The organism is Thiothrix caldifontis (assembly GCF_900107695.1).
GTDB lineage: Bacteria > Pseudomonadota > Gammaproteobacteria > Thiotrichales > Thiotrichaceae > Thiothrix > Thiothrix caldifontis.
In genome coordinates this window covers 13,269-35,620 of the sequence record NZ_FNQP01000017.1, presented here as the reverse complement: position 1 = coordinate 35,620, position 22,352 = coordinate 13,269, and the positions used below count along the sequence as shown (strand labels likewise).

Annotated in this window: 26 protein-coding genes; 7 read left to right on the top strand and 19 right to left on the bottom strand. The window is 49.0% G+C overall.

From position 1 onward, the window contains the following. Positions 1–41 precede the first annotated feature (41 nt). The 4 genes from glmM to rlmE form a co-directional block, all read right to left on the bottom strand. Positions 42–1,376 carry a phosphoglucosamine mutase gene (gene glmM / locus BLV87_RS13500; RefSeq protein ID WP_093069513.1) on the bottom strand — a complete coding sequence of 445 codons (1,335 nt, stop codon included), beginning with the start codon at positions 1,374–1,376 and terminating at the stop codon, positions 42–44. 13 nt (positions 1,377–1,389) lie between these two features. Continuing rightward, positions 1,390–2,208: a dihydropteroate synthase gene (gene folP, locus BLV87_RS13495; protein ID WP_093069512.1), complete on the bottom strand. Its 819-nt coding sequence runs from the start codon at positions 2,206–2,208 to the stop codon at positions 1,390–1,392. 75 nt (positions 2,209–2,283) lie between these two features. Continuing rightward, positions 2,284–4,224 carry an ATP-dependent zinc metalloprotease FtsH gene (gene ftsH, locus BLV87_RS13490; RefSeq protein WP_245707037.1) on the bottom strand — a complete coding sequence of 647 codons (1,941 nt, stop codon included), beginning with the start codon at positions 4,222–4,224 and terminating at the stop codon, positions 2,284–2,286. A 56-nt stretch (positions 4,225–4,280) separates the two neighbouring features. After that, complete coding sequence (gene rlmE / locus BLV87_RS13485; protein WP_093069510.1) at positions 4,281–4,901, bottom strand: 23S rRNA (uridine(2552)-2'-O)-methyltransferase RlmE; 621 nt, start codon at positions 4,899–4,901, stop codon at positions 4,281–4,283. 46 nt (positions 4,902–4,947) lie between these two features. Between rlmE and yhbY the strand changes: the two genes are divergently transcribed. Both yhbY and BLV87_RS13475 read left to right on the top strand, forming a co-directional pair. Further along, on the top strand, positions 4,948–5,262 hold the full coding sequence (yhbY, locus tag BLV87_RS13480) for a ribosome assembly RNA-binding protein YhbY (RefSeq protein WP_093069508.1): 315 nt from the start codon (positions 4,948–4,950) through the stop codon (positions 5,260–5,262). Next, entirely contained in the window at positions 5,263–5,955 is a 693-nt protein-coding gene (locus BLV87_RS13475) for a hypothetical protein (protein WP_093069507.1), read from the top strand. Here BLV87_RS13475 and BLV87_RS13470 read toward each other — a convergent pair. From BLV87_RS13470 to dsrA, 13 genes are all read right to left on the bottom strand, one after another. Then, positions 5,932–6,699, bottom strand: a complete 768-nt coding sequence (locus tag BLV87_RS13470; RefSeq protein ID WP_175517943.1) for a L,D-transpeptidase family protein — start codon at positions 6,697–6,699, stop codon at positions 5,932–5,934. The two genes, BLV87_RS13475 and BLV87_RS13470, sit on opposite strands and share 24 nt — an antisense overlap. Before the next feature lie 11 nt (positions 6,700–6,710). After that, complete coding sequence (nrfD, locus tag BLV87_RS13465) at positions 6,711–7,919, bottom strand: NrfD/PsrC family molybdoenzyme membrane anchor subunit (RefSeq protein ID WP_093069504.1); 1,209 nt, start codon at positions 7,917–7,919, stop codon at positions 6,711–6,713. A gap of 20 nt (positions 7,920–7,939) precedes the next feature. Beyond that, complete coding sequence (gene dsrO, locus BLV87_RS13460; RefSeq protein ID WP_093069502.1) at positions 7,940–8,692, bottom strand: sulfate reduction electron transfer complex DsrMKJOP subunit DsrO; 753 nt, start codon at positions 8,690–8,692, stop codon at positions 7,940–7,942. After that, positions 8,689–9,210: a hypothetical protein gene (locus tag BLV87_RS13455; RefSeq protein WP_093069501.1), complete on the bottom strand. Its 522-nt coding sequence runs from the start codon at positions 9,208–9,210 to the stop codon at positions 8,689–8,691. The genes dsrO and BLV87_RS13455 overlap by 4 nt, the downstream gene beginning before the upstream one ends. A 38-nt stretch (positions 9,211–9,248) precedes the next feature. Beyond that, complete coding sequence (locus tag BLV87_RS13450; RefSeq protein WP_093069499.1) at positions 9,249–11,210, bottom strand: NAD(P)-binding protein; 1,962 nt, start codon at positions 11,208–11,210, stop codon at positions 9,249–9,251. A 62-nt stretch (positions 11,211–11,272) separates the two neighbouring features. Continuing rightward, positions 11,273–12,829, bottom strand: a complete 1,557-nt coding sequence (dsrK, locus tag BLV87_RS13445; RefSeq protein ID WP_093069497.1) for a sulfate reduction electron transfer complex DsrMKJOP subunit DsrK — start codon at positions 12,827–12,829, stop codon at positions 11,273–11,275. Between the two features lie 12 nt (positions 12,830–12,841). Continuing rightward, positions 12,842–13,609, bottom strand: a complete 768-nt coding sequence (locus BLV87_RS13440) for a respiratory nitrate reductase subunit gamma (protein ID WP_093069495.1) — start codon at positions 13,607–13,609, stop codon at positions 12,842–12,844. A gap of 96 nt (positions 13,610–13,705) precedes the next feature. Next, positions 13,706–14,041 (bottom strand): TusE/DsrC/DsvC family sulfur relay protein, encoded by a 336-nt coding sequence (locus BLV87_RS13435; RefSeq protein ID WP_093069494.1) that lies wholly within the window; start codon positions 14,039–14,041, stop codon positions 13,706–13,708. Positions 14,042–14,072: 31 nt separating this feature from the next. Beyond that, positions 14,073–14,378 carry a sulfurtransferase complex subunit TusB gene (tusB, locus tag BLV87_RS13430; RefSeq protein ID WP_175517942.1) on the bottom strand — a complete coding sequence of 102 codons (306 nt, stop codon included), beginning with the start codon at positions 14,376–14,378 and terminating at the stop codon, positions 14,073–14,075. Positions 14,379–14,392: 14 nt separating this feature from the next. Then, complete coding sequence (tusC, locus tag BLV87_RS13425; protein ID WP_093069492.1) at positions 14,393–14,797, bottom strand: sulfurtransferase complex subunit TusC; 405 nt, start codon at positions 14,795–14,797, stop codon at positions 14,393–14,395. A gap of 11 nt (positions 14,798–14,808) precedes the next feature. After that, complete coding sequence (gene tusD, locus BLV87_RS13420) at positions 14,809–15,201, bottom strand: sulfurtransferase complex subunit TusD (RefSeq protein ID WP_093069489.1); 393 nt, start codon at positions 15,199–15,201, stop codon at positions 14,809–14,811. A gap of 28 nt (positions 15,202–15,229) precedes the next feature. Next, positions 15,230–16,306, bottom strand: coding sequence for a dissimilatory-type sulfite reductase subunit beta (gene dsrB / locus BLV87_RS13415; protein WP_093069487.1), 1,077 nt, complete (start codon positions 16,304–16,306; stop codon positions 15,230–15,232). 83 nt (positions 16,307–16,389) lie between these two features. Continuing rightward, positions 16,390–17,691: a dissimilatory-type sulfite reductase subunit alpha gene (gene dsrA / locus BLV87_RS13410; protein WP_093069485.1), complete on the bottom strand. Its 1,302-nt coding sequence runs from the start codon at positions 17,689–17,691 to the stop codon at positions 16,390–16,392. Between the two features lie 319 nt (positions 17,692–18,010). On the opposite strand from dsrA, the gene BLV87_RS13405 reads away from it, so the two are divergent. From BLV87_RS13405 to BLV87_RS13385, 5 genes are all read left to right on the top strand, one after another. Further along, complete coding sequence (locus BLV87_RS13405; protein WP_093069484.1) at positions 18,011–18,916, top strand: TauD/TfdA family dioxygenase; 906 nt, start codon at positions 18,011–18,013, stop codon at positions 18,914–18,916. Further along, positions 18,904–19,101 (top strand): hypothetical protein, encoded by a 198-nt coding sequence (locus tag BLV87_RS13400; RefSeq protein WP_093069482.1) that lies wholly within the window; start codon positions 18,904–18,906, stop codon positions 19,099–19,101. Before BLV87_RS13405 ends, BLV87_RS13400 begins: the two co-directional genes overlap by 13 nt. Positions 19,102–19,106: 5 nt before the next feature. Then, positions 19,107–19,796, top strand: coding sequence for a type I-MYXAN CRISPR-associated protein Cas6/Cmx6 (cas6, locus tag BLV87_RS13395; protein ID WP_093069480.1), 690 nt, complete (start codon positions 19,107–19,109; stop codon positions 19,794–19,796). Positions 19,797–19,956: 160 nt separating this feature from the next. Further along, the gene (locus tag BLV87_RS13390) at positions 19,957–20,301 is read left to right on the top strand and encodes a TusE/DsrC/DsvC family sulfur relay protein (RefSeq protein ID WP_093069479.1); all 345 of its coding nucleotides are present in this window, start codon (positions 19,957–19,959) and stop codon (positions 20,299–20,301) included. A gap of 87 nt (positions 20,302–20,388) precedes the next feature. Next, positions 20,389–20,580, top strand: a complete 192-nt coding sequence (locus BLV87_RS13385; RefSeq protein ID WP_093069477.1) for a hypothetical protein — start codon at positions 20,389–20,391, stop codon at positions 20,578–20,580. Positions 20,581–20,628: 48 nt separating this feature from the next. Here BLV87_RS13385 and BLV87_RS13380 read toward each other — a convergent pair whose 3' ends face one another. Both BLV87_RS13380 and BLV87_RS13375 read right to left on the bottom strand, forming a co-directional pair. Next, positions 20,629–21,519, bottom strand: a complete 891-nt coding sequence (locus BLV87_RS13380; protein ID WP_093069475.1) for a hypothetical protein — start codon at positions 21,517–21,519, stop codon at positions 20,629–20,631. A gap of 127 nt (positions 21,520–21,646) precedes the next feature. Next, positions 21,647–22,315 (bottom strand): Fe2+-dependent dioxygenase, encoded by a 669-nt coding sequence (locus BLV87_RS13375; RefSeq protein WP_093069473.1) that lies wholly within the window; start codon positions 22,313–22,315, stop codon positions 21,647–21,649. Between the last annotated feature and the right edge of the window lie 37 nt (positions 22,316–22,352).

Below are 22,352 nucleotides of genomic sequence, written 5' to 3'. Positions count from 1 at the left end.
ACCTGTATAATCTGTGGAAATCAATCTTCATTCCGGGCAGGTCAGGCGGCAGCCCGTACCGCACTGGCGATTTGCGCTGCCAATTCAGCGGTTTCGCTGGGGTCTTCACCCTCCACCATTACCCGAATCAATGGCTCAGTGCCTGATGCACGCAACAATACCCGCCCGCGATTCCCCAATTGTTGCTCAACTTGACGCACGGCATCCTGAATCTCGATGGATTCATCCAAATTGATCTTGTGCTTTGTTGGAACATTGATCAGCGTTTGTGGGTACTTAGTCATTACGCTTTTCAGATCACGTAACGATTTGCCCGTCATGCGCATGGCACGTAACACTTGCAGTGCGGCAATGATACCATCACCCGTCGTGATGAAATTGCGCACAATGATATGCCCAGAGGATTCGCCACCCAAATCACAATCGTGTTGCGTCATTTGCTCAATAACGTAGCGGTCGCCGACTTTGGCGCGGTAAAACGGTACGCCTAACGCCTGAATCGACTTTTCCAAGCCGAGATTACTCATCAACGTGCCAACCACGCCGCCGTGCAACTTGCCTTCAGCATGACGATGGTGCGCAATAATGGCGAGAATCTCATCACCATCAACTGTATCACCGTGCTGATCCACCATAATCAAACGATCACCATCACCGTCCAAGGCAATACCAAGATCAGCACGATAACGTAAGACGGCATCGCACAAACCATCCACATGAGTTGCGCCGCACGCTTCATTAATATTGATGCCATCAGGCGTGTTGCCAATCGCAATGACTTCCGCACCCAATTCCTTGAAAACATCGGGTGCAACGTGGTAAGTCGCACCGTTGGCGCAATCCACCACCATCCGCAAGCCTTTCAGGGAAACCGTATTGGGCAACGCACGTTTGCAAAATTCGATGTAACGCCCCGCCGCGTCTTTAGCACGTTCGACTTTACCCAGTTCGTCGGAAGACACGGTTTTAAAGTCCATATCCAACCAACGTTCAATTTCTTCCTCCACTTCGTCGGGTAATTTTGTGCCATCACCAGAGAAAAACTTTAAGCCGTTATCATCGTAAGGGTTGTGCGAGGCACTGATTACGATTCCAGCAGAAGCACGGAACGCACGAGTTAAATAAGCCACCGCAGGCGTAGGCATCGGCCCCAACAAACGGATATTGACCCCCGCAGCTACCAAACCTGCTTGCAACGCAGATTCGAGCATATAGCCGGAAATCCGCGTATCCTTACCGATCAGCACCAAAGGATGCCCGTTACTTGCCAACACCTTGCCAGCCGCCCAGCCCAATTTTAATACAAAGTCAGGTGTCATCGGGTAGCGCCCGATCTTGCCGCGAATCCCATCCGTGCCAAAATATTTTCTTGCCATTAGCCCATCTACCTCAATTCTTCTCTAGCACTGCGTTTACCAGTTTTATTGCATCAACCGTTGCACCCACATCATGTACACGAACAATATTAGCACCATGCATTGCTGCAATGACTGCTGCTGCGACACTACCGTATACACGCTCATGAACTGGACGGTTATTTAATAAATTCCCTATCATGGTTTTGCGAGAAAGCCCAACGAGTATAGGCAAGCCCAATGCAGAAAACTCACCCAAATCACGCAATAGACTTACATTATGCATCAATGTTTTTCCAAATCCAAACCCTGGATCCACTATCAAGCGCTTGCGATCTATCCCTGCCAACTCGCAGACCGCAATACGCTCCTGAAAAAACTGCCGAACATCACCTATAACATCCTGATAATAAGGAGCTTGTTGCATAGTGCGCGGCTGACCCTGCATATGCATCAAGCAAACAGGAACCGTAAGCTTAGCGCATGCTTCTAATGCCCCAGACTGCTGCAAAGCACATACATCATTAATCAAGCTGACACCTGCGGCTACTGCCGCTAACATAACTTCAGGCTTACTGGTATCAACTGACAAGGGTACTGCAAAACGTGAACGTATTGCCTCAATGATAGGAATAACACGATCCAACTCGACTTGAATGGGAACTGATGCTGCACCTGGTCGTGTTGATTCCCCACCGACATCAATAATATCAACACCTTCTTGTAACATCTGCTCAACATGACGTAAAGCTGTATCAATCCCGTGGAATAAGCCACCATCAGAAAATGAATCAGGTGTAACGTTGAGAATTCCCATTACCTGCACTGAAGATTGTTTTATTTTCCAAGTCATTGCACCATTCCATAATGAAAAAGGCGCGAGCTAAATACTCGCGCCTTGCTTAACTGATCCTGCAATCAGAAAAATTTAATGTGAACTCGCAGCACCACCAATCACACTACCATCTGCATCTGTTGCCTTACCAGTGCCAGAAGGCGTTTTAGGTGATGCACCACGACCACCAGAAGAAGAGTCATCATCATTCCAATCCGCCGGTGGTGGCGGTTCCTCACCACGCATCAAAGCATCTACTTGCGCACGGTCGATAGTCTCATACTTCATCAGTGCTTGTGCCATAGCATGCAAAACACTCATTTTATCGGTCAGTATCTGCTTTGCACGATTATAATTACGATCAATCACCTCGCGAATTTCACCATCAATCGCATGAGCAGTTTCATCGGAAACGTGCTTGTGCTGCGTAACTGAACGCCCTAAGAAGACTTCACCCTCATCCTCAGAATAAGCTAAAGGCCCCATACGGCTTGATAAACCCCACTTAGTCACCATATTACGCGCAATGCTAGTAGCCCGTTCAATATCGTTAGAGGCACCAGTAGTTACACCTTCTACACCATAAATCAACTCTTCCGCGATCCTACCACCATACAAGCTAGAAATCTGGCTTTCTAAACGTTGCTTACTAGCGCTGTAACGATCTTCTTCCGGCAAATACATAGTAACACCTAAGGCACGACCACGCGGAATAATGCTGACTTTGTAGACAGGATCATGCTCAGGAACGCTTAAGCCCACAATGGCATGACCGGCCTCGTGGTAAGCCGTCGCTAACTTTTCCTCTTCCTTCATAACCATTGACTTGCGTTCAGCGCCCATCATGATCTTGTCTTTGGCTTTCTCAAACTCATGCATATCGACTGTGCGTTTATTAGCGCGTGCAGCAAACAAAGCTGCTTCATTTACCAGATTTGCCAAATCAGCACCTGAGAAACCCGGTGTACCACGTGCAATCAGGGATGGCTTAACATCATCACCCAATGGCACTTTACGCATATGAACTTTGAGAATTTGCTCACGCCCCCGTACATCAGGTAACGGTACCACCACTTGACGGTCGAAACGACCAGGGCGCAATAAGGCTGCATCCAATACATCAGGACGGTTAGTAGCAGCAATAACAATAATTCCTTCGCTTCCTTCAAAACCGTCCATCTCTACTAACAACTGGTTAAGGGTTTGCTCACGTTCATCATGACCACCACCTAAGCCAGCGCCTCGCTGGCGACCAACGGCATCAATTTCGTCAATGAAAATAATGCAAGGAGCATGTTTCTTAGCTTGTTCAAACATATCACGTACACGGGAAGCCCCCACACCAACAAACATTTCCACAAAGTCAGAACCAGAAATGCTGAAGAATGGCACTTTAGCCTCACCTGCTATGGCTTTTGCCAGCAAGGTTTTACCTGTACCTGGTGACCCCACCATCAATACGCCACGCGGAATCTTACCTCCAAGTTTTTGAAATTTACCTGGATCACGCAGAAACTCGACCAACTCAGCAACTTCGTCCTTGGCTTCTTCGCAACCAGCAACATCATTGAAGTTAACCTTAACTTGGTCTTCAGTCATCATGCGAGCACGACTTTTGCCAAAGGACATAGCCCCTCGTCCACCGCCACCACCTTGCATTTGGCGCATGATATAAATCCACAAGCCAATGATCAGCAGGAAAGGCACCCAGCTAATAATAATATCCCATAGCACAGAGCGCTCTTCCGGTGGTGATGCTTGGAACTTAACCTTATTAGCCACCAAATCATCAACTAACTTAGCGTCATTTGGCGGACTATAAGTAATGAATCGGCTATTGTTACTATCAAGTCCAATAATTTTCTGCCCTTTGATGTCAACTTCTTTGACACTCCCATTCCGAACATTCGTCAAAAAGTCCGAGTAGGGCACGGCAGTGGCAGGCTGGGCTGGAACACTGAATTTGCTGAACACTGCAATCAATACGAAAGCAATAACAGCCCAAATCAGCAAATTTTTGGTTAAATCGTTCAAGTGACTTCTCCACTATCAACTGGTGTTATCCATATGCAACACCTATTACCGAGATATTACAACACAAAACCTTGTGCTAATACATAAACCTCCCGACTACGTGGTCTTGATGCAGCCGGTTTTCGCACTTTTACTGTTTTAAAACTGCTGCGGACATCACGGAGAAACGCCTCAGAACCATCCCCTTGAAACAATTTCACCAAAAAAGTACCACTAGGCTTTAATACTTGCCGTGCCATATCCAGTGCAAGTTCACACAAATGTATAGAGCGTGGCTGGTCAACGGCATCTACACCACTCATATTGGGTGCCATATCAGAAATAACAAGATCTGCTTTATCCCCTCCTAGCAAACTCAAGATTTCTGTTAAAACTGATTCCTCACGGAAATCTCCCAATACAAACTCCACAAACGGCAGAGGATCAATAGGAAGAATATCACTGGCAACAATCCTACCTTTTTGCCCAACAAACTTGGTTGCATATTGACTCCAACCACCAGGTGCTGCACCTAAATCAACCACGTTCATACCCGGCTGTAAAAGACGATCTTTATCCTGAATTTCCTGCAACTTGTAGACTGCTCGTGAACGATACCCTTCTTGTTGCGCTTTTTTGACGTATTCGTCACTAAAATGCTCACCCAACCACCGTTGACTGCTTTTGCTTCTTGCCATGCCGTGTTATCACTCATTACACTTCGTCAATTTAGGGAAGCGTATCATGGAAACGACCGGAACATTGACAGAAACTCAGAAAAAATACCTACGGAGCCGTGCTCACGCACTTAACCCCGTTGTCTTGGTCGGTCAGCATGGGCTAAAACCTACTGTACTCGAAGAAATCACAGGGGCACTTGATTATCATCAACTGATAAAAATTAAATTGAGTGTCGGTGATCGCGACTTACGTAATGAGATGATTGAACAAATTCTTCAATATAGCCAGTCACAACTGATTCAACGGGTAGGAAATGTCGCTGTACTGTATCGCCGCAACCCTGATCGCCCCGATATTCTCAAAGAACAGGCTTTTTAAGTGAAACCGACTACACGTATTGGGCAAATTGACTATATCCTCCAGCAGCTTTCCCATCAAGAACTGCAAACATTTGTTCGGGAAAAAGCGTTGCAGGATACTGATTTTCGTGACACCCTCCTGATCTGTTTTGCCGATTTACTGGGTAGCGACACATCAAGTGAACCCAAATACCGGCAAATGCTGGCAGATATGACCCAACGCCATGCAAATGCAGAAGGGTATATTCACGCTAACAGTACTCTGCACCTAACCACAGCTATTCGCAACGTGTTAGCTGTTGCCCGCAAAGCAACCACACCCACCCGTGAAACCATTGATTTATGCCTTGCGGTCATCAGCGACTTGCCCATTTTAGCGAATAAAATGGAAGACCCAGAAGAGCATATCTACACGCTGATGCGCACTGCCTGCACCACACTGTGGGAGTGTTACAGTGTATTACCCATCGAACGCCAACAAGCGTTGTTTGAACGGATTTTGCAGGAATATGCCAAACCCGTTTATCTCGATCTTGACTTGGACAACGCCCTGCTGTCACTGCTAAAGGATTGGGCGCAACGCAACAGTAAGCGGCAACGTGCTTGCCTACACCAACTGGAACAATTACTGAAAACGGTCGAGCATGACCCTTGGCGAAAAAACTACCTACTGGAACAAACCAAAAGCTTATTGAGCTTCTGGAAAGCGTAAATCTGCCACTTGATCTACTGGCACTTGTATCAACAGCGGATTAGCTGTAGGTTTTAACCACGTCAAAATGCTCAATAAATCCGCTTTTGACATTGCTGTACAACCAGATGTCGCCGTATCAGGATTTAACCAAACATGCAGAAAAATAGCACTACCACGCCCTGCTGTGGTGGGGAATAAGTTATGCCCGACCATCATACCCAGTTCGTATTGATGGTCATCACGGCGCATCCGTTCAAACGAACGCCAATATTGTTTGGGTTCATTCGCCTGATCCAACGGGATACTGCGCCAGCGGTTGTAATCGGGTGAATCCACCGCATCAATGAAATAGTCGCGGTCGCTGGCAATCCGGTAGGGCATTTGCAAACCAACAGGCACTTGGTCAGCGTAACCGAACACCATCCCCAATGGAAACACACCTGCGGGTGCTTTACCGTCACCCTCCTGTTTTTGCACAACGTCACCATCCTGATGCAAGCCCACGCCCCAGCCAAGCCCGTTACGCCCTACCCTAACTGGAACGCTCTCACCAACGGCTTGCCAATGATCAGCAGACTTTTCCATGCGTTGCAGCGTGGCAGTCGAAGTCTCCCAATCTGTCGTCGTCACCAGCAAAAGCTGCGTGGTCGCGACAGACAGTTTCAGGTGATCAAGCTGCTGCTCTAACGACGGCGAACAAGCCGTTAAATAAAAGAGCCATAACAGGAAAACCGGCACGAGGCCGGTTTTCTTAAGATTCAAGCACGCAACCATTACTTGCTGTGCGGATCAGCCACCGCATCCGACAAGGAATCCGGCAGGAAGCGCAATACTTTCACGCCAATCGTCACCATGACCAACGCAAGTGCTACACCACCCAGACCCAGCATCAACTCCCAGATACTTGGCGCATACGCATTAATCGCACCGTCAAAGTAATCACTGGAAACTTCAGCACCAGGGAATAAAACCAATGGATACGCTTGCCCACCAATCAAAATCACATACAGTTGCGCAAAGCCACCGACGATAGTAAACAGCGCCGCAAGCAATAATGCTACGCGATTATTCGCCAACTTACGGCAGAAAATCAGCGACAATGGCAGCAAACTACCTAATAAAATTTGCCCAATCCAGAACAATTGCGTGTAAATACCACCCTCAAACAGGATGAAGTTTTCCACACCCGCTTTCTGCGCAATGTACAAACCGGTGAAATGACGCGCACCTTCCAGCAACAATACGCCACCGATGAACACTGCCAACAAATAACGCAGGCGGTTCATCACCACATCACCCAATGTCCGACCTGTCCAGCTATACGCAAAGTGCAGCACTAGAATAAAAACCGCCAACCCCATTGCAAAGGACATCACGATAAACAACGGAGCCATGACCGCAGAGTTATAGAAATCACGCGCCACCAAGAAACCGAAGATGGAACCCGTACCAGTAGTCAGGATCAATCGCCAAGTGAATGCTGCAACCCCTGCCAACTTGTAAAACTTCTTGACCTTACGATCCATCATTGTCCAGATGTACACTGCTGACAATGCCAAGAAACCGTTATAAAGAATAATGTTCCACGCAAAGATCGACTTAAAGTTATAGGTCGTCATGGCAATAATCAAACGATCAGGATGCCCCAAGTCCAATACCAACACGATCAAACCACCGACCAGTAAGGAAATCGCCAGCAGTGCAGACAAACGCCCCATTGGTTGATAGATTTTCTTGCCGAATACCGTACCGATTGAACCAACGTTCAACGCACCGGAAGCGGCGACGATCAAACCAATCGCAAAAACGTGTGGCAACCCCCAAACAACTTGGTTATTCATGCCAGTAACATGATGCCCATGATGTTCAGCGTGGAAAAATGCCAGCGCACCCAGCGCGAGGAATGCACCCAAAACCGCCAGCAGGATATAAAAACCCTTGCTGTCTTTGGTTTCGCGGAAAATGATTGCTTGACTAGCCATTGCTGTTTACGTCCTTTCCGTTAGATGCCGTGGTAACGCACGCCAGTGTTCAAACCGAGATCGGCACGGATTTGCTTGCCACCGATGGTTTTCATCGCTTGGCTGACCGCGCTGTTCGGGTCATTCAAATCGCCGAAGATCACAGCATCCGGTGCGGCTTCCACACACGCGGGCAACTTGCCTTCGTCAATGCGGTGTACACACATATTACAGGATTCCACCGTACCCATGCCCCGAGGGGAATGCGGCTTTTGATCTTGCAAGGTTTCATGCACAAAACTGCGTGCTTTGTACGGGCAAGCCATCATGCAATAACGGCAACCGATACAAATGTGCTTATTGACTTGCACAATGCCATCCGCCCGTTTCATGGATGCACCTGTCGGGCACACATCGACGCACGGCGGGTTTTCGCAATGCTGGCACATGACCGGCAAGCTGAAACTGTTTTGGGTCAGTTTATCCGTGACTTTCACCACCCGCGCCCAATGCGCTTTTTGGGTGTCAGCGGAATGGGCTTCATCGCCCCAACCGTGTTCTTTTTTGCACGCAGCAACCATGCCTGCACCGCCATCGGTGAGTTTGGTCACGTCAATTAACATGCCCCAACGCTTGGCATTGGTAACAGCTTGGTCAATGGGTTTCGCGGCGACTTCGCCAGCGGCGTGTGCGGTTTGCAAGACAAAACTGGGGGCAACCGCAGCCACTGCCGCAACACCACCCAAGGTTGTCATAAAATTGCGACGGTATTCATCAACACGGTTCTGATTCATTTCGCAGCTCCTTGTTGTGGTTGCGTCACCATTTGAACTTCAGCCGCTGTGGGTGCTAACGCAGCCGTTACACCTTGCGTAAAGTGATGACCTGCAGCACTACCAACGGTATGCTGATAATTCGGATCTTGATCAATTTGCGGACGATCAGCATGACATTGGAAGCAGTCAATTTTCTGCCCCACCGCCGCATGGCAGGTGGTACAAAAATGTTCCTTGTCACCGTAATGCAAAGGCGTACCATCTTGCTTAGTCGTTGAAACGTGGCAATTAATGCACTCTTTCAGACTGTGCTGTTTGGTACGGATACCTTCAATCATGGTCGCGTCACGCTGATGCATGAGCAGATCCATGTGTTTGGTACGGATAACATCTTCTGGTTCAACACACTGATCAGCCTTTGCTTTTGCTGTGGCAAGATTGAGGTCAGCCTCCGTAGGGGCTTTGCTACAACCTGCCAACAGCGTGGCAAAAGCCAACGTTGCTGCCAGAAATACGCTTGAAAACTTGCTAGTCATGCTGATTCCTGTCGAGCCTGCACTCATGGAAAGGACGCTTATTCGCCCAGACCCATTTCGATGTACCCAGTTGGGCAAACGTCTGCGCAGATATGGCAGCCGATACATTTGGCGTAATCGGTTGCAACATAACGACCCAGTGTCGCCTGTTTCTTAGGCACGCGGTAAACGGCAGTTTGCGGGCAGTAAATAACGCAGTTGTCACACTCAAAACACATACCGCAGCTCATGCAACGCTTAGCTTCGTTAATCGCATCGGCTTCTGCCAGTGGGTTCATGCGCTCTGCAAAGTGACCCAGTACTTCTTCAGCCGTTGGTACGTCTTCAGTACGCAGGTTACGTGCTACGGTATTGAAGTGCCCCAAGAACAGATCTTTGGAAGGCACGATCACGTTCTTGGAACGGTCGTCGTAGTTGTGAACCGCGTATTTCGCACCGTCAGTACCGCGCATGTCTTCCGAACGACTATCTTCATAACTTGCTGGATCCAAACCGGCTTCGTGCAGTTTTTCCATCAGGTCGAAGTGGTGTTTGTCGACTTTAGGACGCTTTTTCAGCTCTTCCGCACGCAAGTACTGATTGATGGTTTCAGACGCAATCGATGCTTGACCAATCGCAGTCGTCAGCAAATGCGGACGTACCGCATCACCAGCAGCGAAGTGACCAGGCTTACCCGGTACTTGATACAGCGCGTCGGCGTTGATTTGGTTGCGACCATTGTTCAGGGCTTCGATACCGTCCAGTTTACCAAACTGACCGATAGCAGAAACGATGATGTCGGCTTCGATGATGGTTTCTTTGCCGCCTTCTTTCGCGACAGGCATATTGCCTTTCATCACGCACTCGACCACTTTCAAGCCAATCGCACGACCATTTTCATCCAATACCAAGGCAGTTGGCATCACTTCCGTCAGGATAGTTACGCCTTCTTTCAGCGCGTCCTGTACTTCGTGTTCCGCAGCAGTCATTTGATCCAGCGGGAACAAGGTGGTCAGAGTAACAGCAGAAGCAGTTTTTTCACCAACTTCACCATGAACCAGTTTACCCGTCGCGGAATCTTCAGCATTTTCAGCGTAGTTAGCCAGTGTACCGATACGACGAGATACGGAAACCACGTCGATGGAGGTATCACCACCACCCACGCACACTACGCGAGGTGCGGTATATTTCATCGTGCCTTTGTTATAGGCTTCGAGGAAGTCAACCGCAGACACGCAGTTTGGCGTTTCAGCAAACTTGTCAACGAACAGGCCACGACCATTCCAGCAACCAACAGTCCACAGGATTGCATCGAAATCACTTTCCAGTGTTTCAATGGTTACGTCTTTGCCGACAGTGGTGTTGCACTTGATAGTGATGTCACCCATATCGATGATGCGTTGCATTTCTGCACCCAGCTTGTCGCGTGGTACGCGATAGCCCGGAATACCGTAGCGCATCATGCCGCCCAGTTCAGGGTGTTGTTCAAAGACAGTAGAAGCATGACCCATGCGACGCAACTGATACGCAGCCGCCATACCCGCAGGGCCGCCACCGACGATAGCCACTTTCTTGCCGCTCAATTCAGCCGGTGCTTCAAACTTGAAGCCAGCCGCAATCGCGCTGTCACCAATGTACTGCTCAACCGAGTTAATGCCGACGAAATCGTCAACGTCGTTACGGTTACAGCCAGTCTGACAAGGCGCAGGGCAAACACGACCCATCATGGATGGAAACGGGTTAGCATTGGTGGAACGGCGGAAAGCGTACTCCTGCATAGTCATACCAACAGGTGGCTTCTCAATGCCACGCACAATTTGCAACCAACCACGGATATCTTCACCTGATGGGCAACTACCTTGGCAAGGTGGTGTTTTGTGAATGTAGGTAGGGCATTTGTGACTAGTATCCGCGACAAATATTTTGTCGTGCATATTATCCCATTCGTGGTCGCCATCTTTAAAACGACGGTACGTGTGACCTTGACCTGAAAGCTTGCTGTCGTGAGCTGCGGTTGCCATGCCTATCTCCTGTTAATTTCAATCCGCTCCCGGCTATGCCGTGAGGAAATAAATGTCGTAATTTAGTCTTCGTCACCGTCTTCATCGTCGGGACGTGCCTGCACGGACACTTGCCGTTGCAGGACAAGCGCGTTACTCACCAACTGGTGAACACTAACAATTTGATCCATCGTGAAACCGTAATACGGCAACACCTTCGTAAACTGTGATTTACAAATCGCACAAATTGCCGCCATGTGCGTCACACCATTGTGCGTAGTCACGTGTTTGAGGGCTTCAGCACGCGGCTGAATGCCTTTCACGCGAATTTCCATCAAGTCATCGGTCAACAAACCGCCACCGCCACCGCAACAGAAGGTCGCGTCATGAATGGTATCGGCTGGCATGTCCACAAAGTTGTTACAGACCGCACGGATAACGTTACGTGGAATGTCGAACTGACCGCCGGGGTAATCACCCATCCGGCTGCCACGCGCGACGTTGCACGAGTCGTGGAAGGTCAATACTTTATCGTCATTCTCGGTCTTGTCGATTTGTAAGTTACCGGCTTGGATATGACTCCACGTGAATTCCAGAATGTGCTGTGGAATCGGGTAACGCTGATCCAAGAAATCAAACGGTCCTGCCAAGGTATTCAAGAAGCTGTACGCCACGCGCCATGCGTGACCACATTCGCCAAACACAATGCGCTTAACCTTATGCTTGATCGCCGCCTCGCGAACCCGCAAAGAAACCCGGCGCATGGTCTCGTAAGAGCCGATGAACATGCCAAAGTTACCCGCTTCTGACGCAATGGTACTCATCGTCCAAGTCACGCCAGTTTCGTGGAACACTTTCGCGTAACCAACCAAACCGTCGATATGCGGTTCTGCAAAGAAGTCTGCCGATGGCGTTACCAACAACACTTCCGCGCCGTCTTCATCCAGCGGAAAACGGACTTTAATGCCAGTATCTGCTTCAACGTCTTCTTCCAAACCTTCCACTGTGTCGAACAGTGCCGGGCCTGGCAAACCGAGGTTATTACCGATCTTAAAGACCTTACCGATAATCTCGTTACAATACTTTTGACCGTAACCAACGTGGTCAAGAATTTCACGTGCTGCCATTGAAATTTCAGCCGTATCAATGCCATAAGGGCAGAATACGGAACAACGACGGCACTGTGAACACTGGTGATAATAGTTATACCAGTCAGCCAATACTTCTTCAGTCAGGTCGGTTGCACCGACCAGTTTGGGGAAATATTTACCCGCAAACGTGAAGTAACGGCGATAAACTTTGCGCAACAAATCCTGACGTGCCACGGGCATATTCTTTGCGTCAGATGTACCGATGAAGTAATGGCACTTATCTGTACACGCACCACACTTAACGCAAATATCGAGAAAAACTTGTAGCGAACGGTAACGGCTTTTCAAATCAGCCATTTTACCCAGTGCGCGTTCTTTCCAGTTCGGCACTAACGCACCGATTTCAGCGAAATCATCCGGAAAATGCAGTGCTTTTTGGAAATCTGGCTTGGCGATGAAAGGGCCTTTGCTCTCCATCACCCCTTCGCGTACTGCGGGAATTTCGCAATACCCTTCGCCCGTCAACTTTGGAACTTCGTAATCAGCCACGGTGCTTACCTCTTATTTCTTCAGTTCGTCGAGGTAGTTTTTACCTTGACGTTCCAGTTCCAATGCCCAGCCGGATACATGGCGTTTTTCACGCGGGTTATCCACTTGGTTACGAGTCGGGCTGAAAAACACACCCGGTGCGTGCAGCAACTTACTGATCGGGAAGATAATCATCAGCAATGCCACCAACAACAAATGTACCAATACAATCGGGTCGGCTGGCAGACCGGCCTCACCAAAGAAACCGAAGGTCAACATGCCACCGAAAAATGCTTTAACTTGAGTGACATCCGCATGAGCAACAAAACTCATCATCAGACCGCTTACACCAATCGCAATCAGTAGTGCCAACATCAAATGGTCAGATGGCGCGGAAATATAACGCACGCGATCAACGAGGAAGCGACGCGCCCACAGACCTGCCAAACCCAATACCATTGTAAAACCTGCGTAACGACCAAATGGTTGCATAAACACCAAGAGTTCGTTCATATCCACAAAATAGCGGCTATGGCGAATCAACACTAACCATAAAGAAATGTGGAACAAGAACGCAAACAACCACAAGGTTTTGTTTGAACGAAACAAGCTCTGGAAAAACACCACTTCACGGAACATGCGCCATACAACACCGCCCTGCGTAACCGGTGCGGGTGTGGTCGGAATCTTCAATGGGGCTGGGGTGTTCCAGTATTGACGGACTTTTACAGCCACACCGCCAATCAAAATTAACGTTGCCGCCCAAAACAACAGTCCGTAAAGGATACTTACGAATGTCACTGCGTACTCCTGAAGTCATTAGTCTCTCTTCTGAAAACCTGTCAACAACAGGGCTTAAGAAGAGGCTCCGGCGCGAACCGGAGCAACTCTATATAATCACACGCAACCAGTTGGCTTAGGCAGACCGCCGTATTTACACGCTTGCTTGCCAGGGCCGTATGGGAACAGGCTGTACAGGTACTTAGAGTTACCTTTGTCAGCACCCAAACGCTTACCAACTGCTTTAGTCAGAACGCGAACCGCTGGAGCGATTTGATACTCTTCATAGTATTCACGCAGGAAATTCAGGATTTCCCAGTGTTCAGAAGTCAGCGTTACGTCTTCACCTTTAGCCAGAACTTCTGCAACTTCTGGAGTCCAGTCGTTCAGGTTTTCCAGATAGCCTTCTTCGTCCAACGGAATGTCTTTACCGCCAACGTTAATTGATGCCATTGTGTGGCCTCCTGTCAAAAAATGTTAAAACTTACAGCCAGCTTTGGGTGGTATCGTTATTTGCCGTCAGGTCTACAAAACCTGCGTAATCAACGCTCACAATCCCATCCATTACTTTGCCTTCCAAACCGCGTGCTGCCAGGTCTGCACCCAACACATACACAGTCTTATCAGACATCGCAGCCTTTACTTTACCAGAAAAGCTTGACCCGTCGACTGCACCAACCACGGCATCTTCAATCATCAGGATCGAATCACCTGCCTTGGCATGAGCCAAGCAGCTCTCAAAAGCCACACGTTCAAACGGGGACTTGTTGACAATATGTAACATAGACATGTTCAAATCCTCCGTTAGAAGCTCAAAATCACTTCTTGCTCTGCCATCATTGCAGCCATTTCCTCGCGGTTGACCAGAATAATGGAAGGCTTTTCAGCGTAATCATCATCAGCGTCTTCGTAAGTGAGTTCCATCAGGTCATCAACCGTCAGACCACGTTCTGCCAAAGACTCGGTAGAGACATACAACTTAGTAATGTCGTAGTCGCCCAATGCGCGGAAAGTCGGTGAGAAATTCTTCATACCGGTTTCTTTGCTGTTTTGGCCTTTGGTAATTTGGTAAACACCGTCGTCGATGAATGCCAAGCTAACATTTTGCTCAAACGCAGCAGAAATCAGTACGACTTCCAAGGCTTCCAGTGCGTAGACCGTACCATAAGGAGCTTTACGATTGACAAACAAAAAATTCTTTGTAGACATTTTTCAGCTCCTTAATCGCCAAACACGACTAAACGATCAGACTGGATACCGCCTTCAACCAATTGACCCAAGCCCGAAATACGGAAGCCGGGAGCAATGTTGTTAGCATCCAAACCCTGACGCTTGGCTTCATCGGCATCCATCAAACCGCGACGTTGTGCGGCTGCGATACAGATAACCAAATCCAAGCCGTGCTTCTCAGCCAGTTCTGACCAAGACTTTTGGATCAGACGGTCATCAGCCGGTGGAACACTCAGACGTGTGCCATTATTTACGCCATCGTGGTAGAAGAATACACGGAAGATTTCGTGTCCCTTCTCCAGTACAGCGCGGGCAAACTGAAGTGCGGTATCAGCAGACTGGTGCTGATACGGGCCTTCGTTAACCATAATTGTGTATTTCATTCCGTGCTATTCCTCGTACCGTTGTCGATCAGAAGCGGATGTGCGTTGAAGAGTTCAGATTCGCTCGCGCACCACGCCAGTTATCGATGTGATATTTGGTGAATGGCAAACCAGTGACTTCAAAGAAACGCGGCCAGCCGATACGCTCAACCCATTCATTGATACGCTCCCAATCTTTCGCACCTTCTTTGTAGCAAGCGAGAATCTTTTTAACAATCGCAGTCGCTTCAGGCCAGCGTGGTGGGTTGTTCGGGATACCCGCTGCAACCAAGCGTTGGAAAGTAGGCTTGCCACGCGCATTGGAGTGATTACCGCCAATCCAAACTGCCAATTGAGTAGCTTCGTGATCGTTGATCTGCATTGGAGGGCATGGTGGGTAGCAAGCGCCGCAGCAAATGCACTTCTTCTCATCAACTTCCAAGGAAGGCTTACCATCAACCATCGCAGGACGAATCGCTGCAACTGGGCAACGTGCCACAACGGAAGGACGTTCGCACACGTTACCAACCAGCGCGTGGTTAATTTTCGGTGGCTTGGTATGTTGAACGTTGATCGCGATATCACCCTGACCGCCGCAGTTGATCTGGCAACAAGACGTGGTGATATGTACGCGGTTAGGCATGTTCCATGCTTTAAACTCAGGCAGCAACTCATCCATCATCGCTTTCACAACGCCGGATGCGTCAGTACCCGGAATGTCGCAGTGCAACCAACCTTGAGTATGAGACAGTGAAGTAACAGAGTTACGTGTACCACCGACTGGGAAACCAGCATCTTCCAATGCTTTTACCAGTGGTTCGACTTTCGCGCCGTCCGCTACTTGGAATTCGATGTTAGAACGAATGGTGAAGTGAACATAACCTTCGCCATAAGTATCGCCGATATCCATCAGCTTACGCAGAGTGAACACGTCGAGGATACGTTGAGTACCGGCACGAACTGTCCAAACTTTTTCGCCCGTTTTGGAAACGTGAACCAAAACGCCTGGGCGTGGGTCTTCGTGATATGCCCACAGGCCGAAGTTACGGCGCATAACTGGGTGCATGTACTGGAAACCATCCGGGCATCCAGATTCAATAGGATCGCGCATTTCTGGTGCGGCCATGTGAAGCCTCCGTCAAACTCAAATTTATCAATAATCTGGGCAACAAGGCAGGGTTAAACACTGCCTTGCTGCGAAGTGCCGTCTTAGGCAGCAGCAGCCATTTTCTCTTCGCGCTTGCGGTTGAACCAAGCTTCAGCAGCTTCGTCCCAACCGTCAGTACGCACGTAAGAAACGTTACGTGGTTGCTTGATCATGTTTGGATCTGGGTCAATACCGATGCCTTCGAGGAAGTTCACCAGACCGATACGCTCAATCATTTCGCCGCAACGCTCGTGCTCCAGACCATTTTCAGCCCAGAAGTCGATGATGGAAGCAGCCAGTTCAACGATGCGCTCGTAATCTTCTTCGTTATCAAGCTTCATGAATGGGATAACCACTGTACCCATCAAGTCACCGATTTTCAGGGTACGCTTACCGCCGATCAAGATGGTTACGCCTTTGTCGTCGCCAACTTGCAGCGCTTTTGGCATAACGTTCAGGCAGTGCATACAACGCACACAGTTGCTGTTATCAACCGTAATGGTGTCGTCATCGTTCAGCTTGATCGCTTGCGTTGGGCAGCGGCTGATAACGTTGTCGAACATGTATTGACGACCCGCAGAACGATCACCTTCTTTGCCAATTTCCTTGGCTTTCTTCATGATCATTTCTTTAACGGCTTCTTGGTTGACTTTCATCTCATCACGCCAAGTACCGATAACGGCGAAGTCCGCACGTTCAATCGCGTTCTGGCAGTCATTCGGGCAGCCAGAAATTTTGAATTTGAACTTGTAAGGCAGAGCCGGGCGATGCACGTCATCCGTGAAGTTATTCATCAGACGGCGATGGATAGCGTGTTCGTTGCAGTTGGACATTTCGCAACGGGCAGCACCGACGCAAGACATACCTGTACGCACGCAAGGGCCTGCACCACCCAAGTCCCAACCGTATTCATTGATTTCATCAAAGAAGTGTTGGAAGTTGACGCTGTTCGCACCGATGAACATGATGTTGCCGGTTTGACCGTGGAAAGTCTGCAAACCAGAACCCCACTTTTCCCAGCTATCAGCCAATTGGCGCAGCATGTCAGTGGTGTAGTAGTTACCAGCCGGTGGCTGTACACGCAGCGTGTGGAATTCTTTGGATTCCGGGAACATGTGACCGACTTCAGAGAAGCGCGGGATAATGCCGCCGCCGTAACCGAAGACAGAAATAGTACCACCTTTCCAGTAGCCCATTTTGGTTTCGTAAGAATGCTCCAACTGACCCATCAGGCCGTTGACGACATTGCGGATGCGCTCATCTGGATGCTCATCACGCAGTTTCTTGAAACCGCTGATGAAGCTAGGCCATGGGCCTTCTTCCAGTACATCCAGCATCGGCGTTGGATAATTGTTCGTTGCCATACCTGCCTCCTCAGTAAACGATTGCAATGGCGTTTCCTCTTGACCAGCTCTACAACTCAAAAGCCAAGGGAAAGATCAAATCAAAAACGGGTCGCGTAACGGTGTTCGCTCTATTTGCGAGTGGGCTAAGTGTATGCGTCATGCCTGCATCATAGAATCTCACCCATGGGGTGTTAGCTGAATCCATGCTGTATCCCTAAGGGGATAGGTGCTTAACATAATCAAAAATAGTCCACTGGCAGCGGTACAATAGCATATTCGGATTTTTTAATATTGCAAATAGCTGGATTTAGCAACGGTCTTTATCGAGGTCTGTCAAATGCAAAGCTCACCCTTTCATATCAAAAGCTTAGATACTTATCAGACATGGCGGACAAAAAAGTTAGCCGCCTATCCGTTAGCGTTGGAACGAATGCTGATTCCCATCCAAGACCCCGAAAATCCCACCGATGCAGAGCTCACGCGGTTGCAAGCTACCTGCCAACAACACAATTTTGCGTTGTACCGCTTCCTGCAAGGCGACTTACGTAGCAAACGCCATGTACACCGTCTGGGGCAAAAAGTGGGGCTGTCGCGCTTGGATAGTAATTTGTGCGCGGATGAAGATAGCCTGACCTCCCTGCAAGTCACTTCACACGCAGGGCAACACGATTACATCCCGTACACCAATAAACCGTTGAGCTGGCATACCGATGGCTATTACAACCTACCGAAAGCACAAATTTACGGCATGGTCTTGCATTGCGCTCAACCAGCACTCGAAGGCGGTGAAAGCTGGTTGATGGATCACGAAATTGCCTACATTTTATTACGTGATGCCAACCCTGATTACATCCACGCCTTGATGCACCCAAATGCGTTCACGATTCCCGCCAATGTCCTGAACGAGGAAATCATTCGCCCTGAACAGTCCGGCCCGGTGTTTAGCGTCACCGCTGCGGGTCATTTGCACATGCGTTATTCCGCCCGCCAGCGCAATGTGATCTGGCGTGATGACCCCATGACACGCGAAGCCGCTGAATTCCTATTGAATTTATGGCAACAGGACTCACCTTACAAAATAAGGTACACATTACAGGCAGGCGAAGGCTTGTTGTGCAACAACGTGCTGCACAACCGCACTGCATTTAAAGACAGCGACGACCCGACACAAACCCGCCTACTGTATCGCGGACGTTATTTTGATCGGGTGGAAGAACCTAAGGAGACACTATGCTCAGTTTAAGCCAAATTTTGATGGTAGACGGCGACAAAATCAGCAATTTCGAGGAGCTAAAGCAAATCGTGCAGCAACGCGCTTTAGAAACCGGCTCAATCTTTTTCCAGATTGATATTGAGCCACCCGGCTATAAAGACCGCCCCGAAGACTGGTACGACCAGTTGGAAATCACTTTTTCGTCGGCGAGGTAAGCGACATGTTTTGGCAGGAAGACGAGGACAAAACCCTCCCCTATCAAGCATCCGATGACGTGCTGGACGTGAGTTTCGCGATTGCGTGCAAACAATTGCCGCTGGATCATGCGTGGGATTTGGCACAAGCCGTCCAGCAAGCCCTACCGTGGTTTGCCGATGAAGTCGTCGCGGGTGTACACCCGATTCACGTTGCTGAAAGTGGCAATGGCTGGGAACGCCCCGATGATGCCAGCAACCAATTCCTGTTACCGTCACGCCGCACACGGATGTTTTTACGCATTCCCAAACTTCGCATCCCAGAAACACAAGCACTGTCCGGCACAACGCTGGATGTAAACGGCTACGCGGTCGGCTTGCAGGATATGAAGGAAAAACCTTTCGTGCATACCTCGGTCATTTTTGCGCGTTACGTGTTATCAGACGAGGCTGAAGACGAGAATAGCTTCCTGCAACGTATGGCGGAAGAAGTGAAACGGGTCGCCGATTTCAAAGTAAAAAAAATGTTGTGCGGCAAAAGCCATGCACTGCGCACACCTGATGGTGTATTACATACCCGCCATTTGATGATTGCTGACCTAGACAGCGACCCGTCAATTCGCTTGCAGCAATACGGACTGGGTGAGGGGCGCAAGCTGGGTTGTGGGCTGTTTATGCCGCATAAAGGCATTAAAACACTTAAACCGACGGAATAATGAAGAGGGCGTATGCAATACGCCCCTACGCCCATCGGCATACACGGCTTTCTTCGGGGTATCCCTTTTGAGGAATGGGAGGCGTACTGCTTTTTCGTATAATTTTGCGGTCAAGAATTTCATCGAATGGCAACATTCACTTTTGCATGAGGAATCAAACATGGCTTACGAAGTAAATGGCACAACCATCGAAACCACTGAGGCAGGCTACTTGGTAGACCTGAACGATTGGAACGAAGAAGTTGCTAAAGTTATTGCTGCCGAAGAGGGCATTGGCGAATTGACTGAGCGTCACTGGGATGTCATTAACTACCTGCGTGATCAGTACATCAACAACGGTGGCACACAGCCGATGGAACGTATCATTCAGAAAGCAATGGCTGAACAGTGGGGCGACAAAAAGTTAACCAGCAAAGACATGTACACTCTATTCCCACGTGCACCGAGCAAGCAAGGTCTGAAAGTGGCTGGTCTGCCAGCGACTAACCGCAAAGGCGGCTATTGATTTCTACCCGAAAGGGGGTATTCCCCCTTTTAGCAGAATCCGTTTATCCTGTTATCAGGATTTAATTAATTTAAAGAGGCATCGGACATGAGCACTAAGCAAGAGCTGATCAGCGAAATGATTGAAATGCAGGCAAAGTTCACTGCATACGAACAGTCAGGCGAATTCAGTGCTGAAGAGTACTACGTTGGTGAGTGGAAATCTTACCGTGAACGTTATCAGGAACTGGCTAACGAAGTCCGCGAAATGGCTTCCAAAGAAGCGAATTTCTGGAAATAAGCTTCTAAGCTTCAAATGCGTAAAAGCCGCTGAATAGCGGCTTTTTATTTATCTACCGACTGAACGTACTTTGCGCACTTTCGCCCACACACCAAGATTCGCCTCGTGGCGCACATCCAGAATACTGACTGTATCACCTTGTTGGAAGCCCCCCATCGTGCGATTACCGTAGGGCTGATCATAAATGCCGTGAATTTTTTGAGTACGGTACTGCTCACCCACCACAGGCAAACCACTACCTGGGGCAATGTGCAAACGCTGCCCATGCCACCCATAACTACGCAACTCGCCGAGGTAAACCCATGCCACTATTCCAACAGGCAAAGGCTTACCGCGAGGCACTTCCGCAGGTATCGACACCACAGCATCAGGCGTATCACTGAATGACATACGCTGTAATATCAGCGGTTTTTGAGTCGCCTGTATATCATTAACTTTCAACTTGCTCAGCGTACTCGAACGATTTGCCTGCGCCACACGTTCAGCATCACGCTCAACCGCTTTAACGGTTTTGACAACAGGCTCGGATACAGCAAGCACCGACTTGCTGCTAGTCATTGGAGCACTGTCTACTGTTGAAAAGGTTTGAGCCATGACTTCATTTTTAGAAAAATCTTGACCAACACGCATGACTCCACGCGTCAGGGTACTATCAACAGCGACTTGCAATGCGACCGGCATAGGAGCAACAGGAGGCGGCGGCGGTGGAATACGCCGAACACGTGGCACGCTCGATGCTTCCACATCTTGCAAAGTGCTAGCTAATAGCAGTGGATAATCGAGCTTAACACCCTGCCCCTCCAAGTCGCTTAGACGTTGGTAAAAATATCCTAAACCGACCAATGTACTAGCCTGTACAGCCGCAATCGGCCCCCACAATATAAGCTGCTTTGCATTGCCTTCCCACCATGAAAGCTTTTTGATTACCAGTTGCGCCACGCAAAACTCCTTGTAACTGCATTCACACATTCTTAGCTGCTGTTTTCTACTAAAGAGCGTGGTAAGCAAACTACATTCCAGATAAAGAACAGAAATTTTCAGCTTAATGGTGGGCTTACGTTAGTCACTACACTTCACTCCACATCCGCAGCAAATTAATGTGCACGGTGCTAATACTGGCAGCCTCATCTGACAGGGGTAATTTTGCTATCACGCCTTCGCGGGCTTTGGCTAATTGGTAGAGCAACTCACGTTGCTGCGGATCTTTCACCAAACTTTGCGCCCACGTCACCGCCACTAAACGTATACCTTTGGTCACTTCCGCGACTTTGTGCCAACTGCCAGAATCATACACCACCGCATCACCGGCTTCCCCGCGTATTTTTTCTTCCCCATAAGCGGTACGGATAACGATTTCGCCACCGTCATAAGCGTCGTTAAGAAACACCGTCGTGGACACATCAGTACGGTAACGCCCCGACATTGGCCCCATGACCGGATCGTCTACGTGGAAACCATACGTCATCCCTGGCAAATAACGGGCATAAAACGCCGTCGCCACCCGCAATGGCATCACCGCTGCCTGATATTCCGGGTGTTGCACCAACGGCGACATCACCATGGCATTCAAACGCCGATGCAAGGGGCTATTTGGGGAAAGCTCTTGGTTATATTTCACCTTTGCCGCCTCCATTCCTGCCGAAAAGCGCCCATCCACAAATTCACCCGTGGCAAGCAATTCCTGCACTTCTTTCACACGTTGTACGTCAAGGACATTTTTAATCAGTAAGAGCATAGCATTTCCTTTCAAAGCCGGAATCGGGTAATCTGCC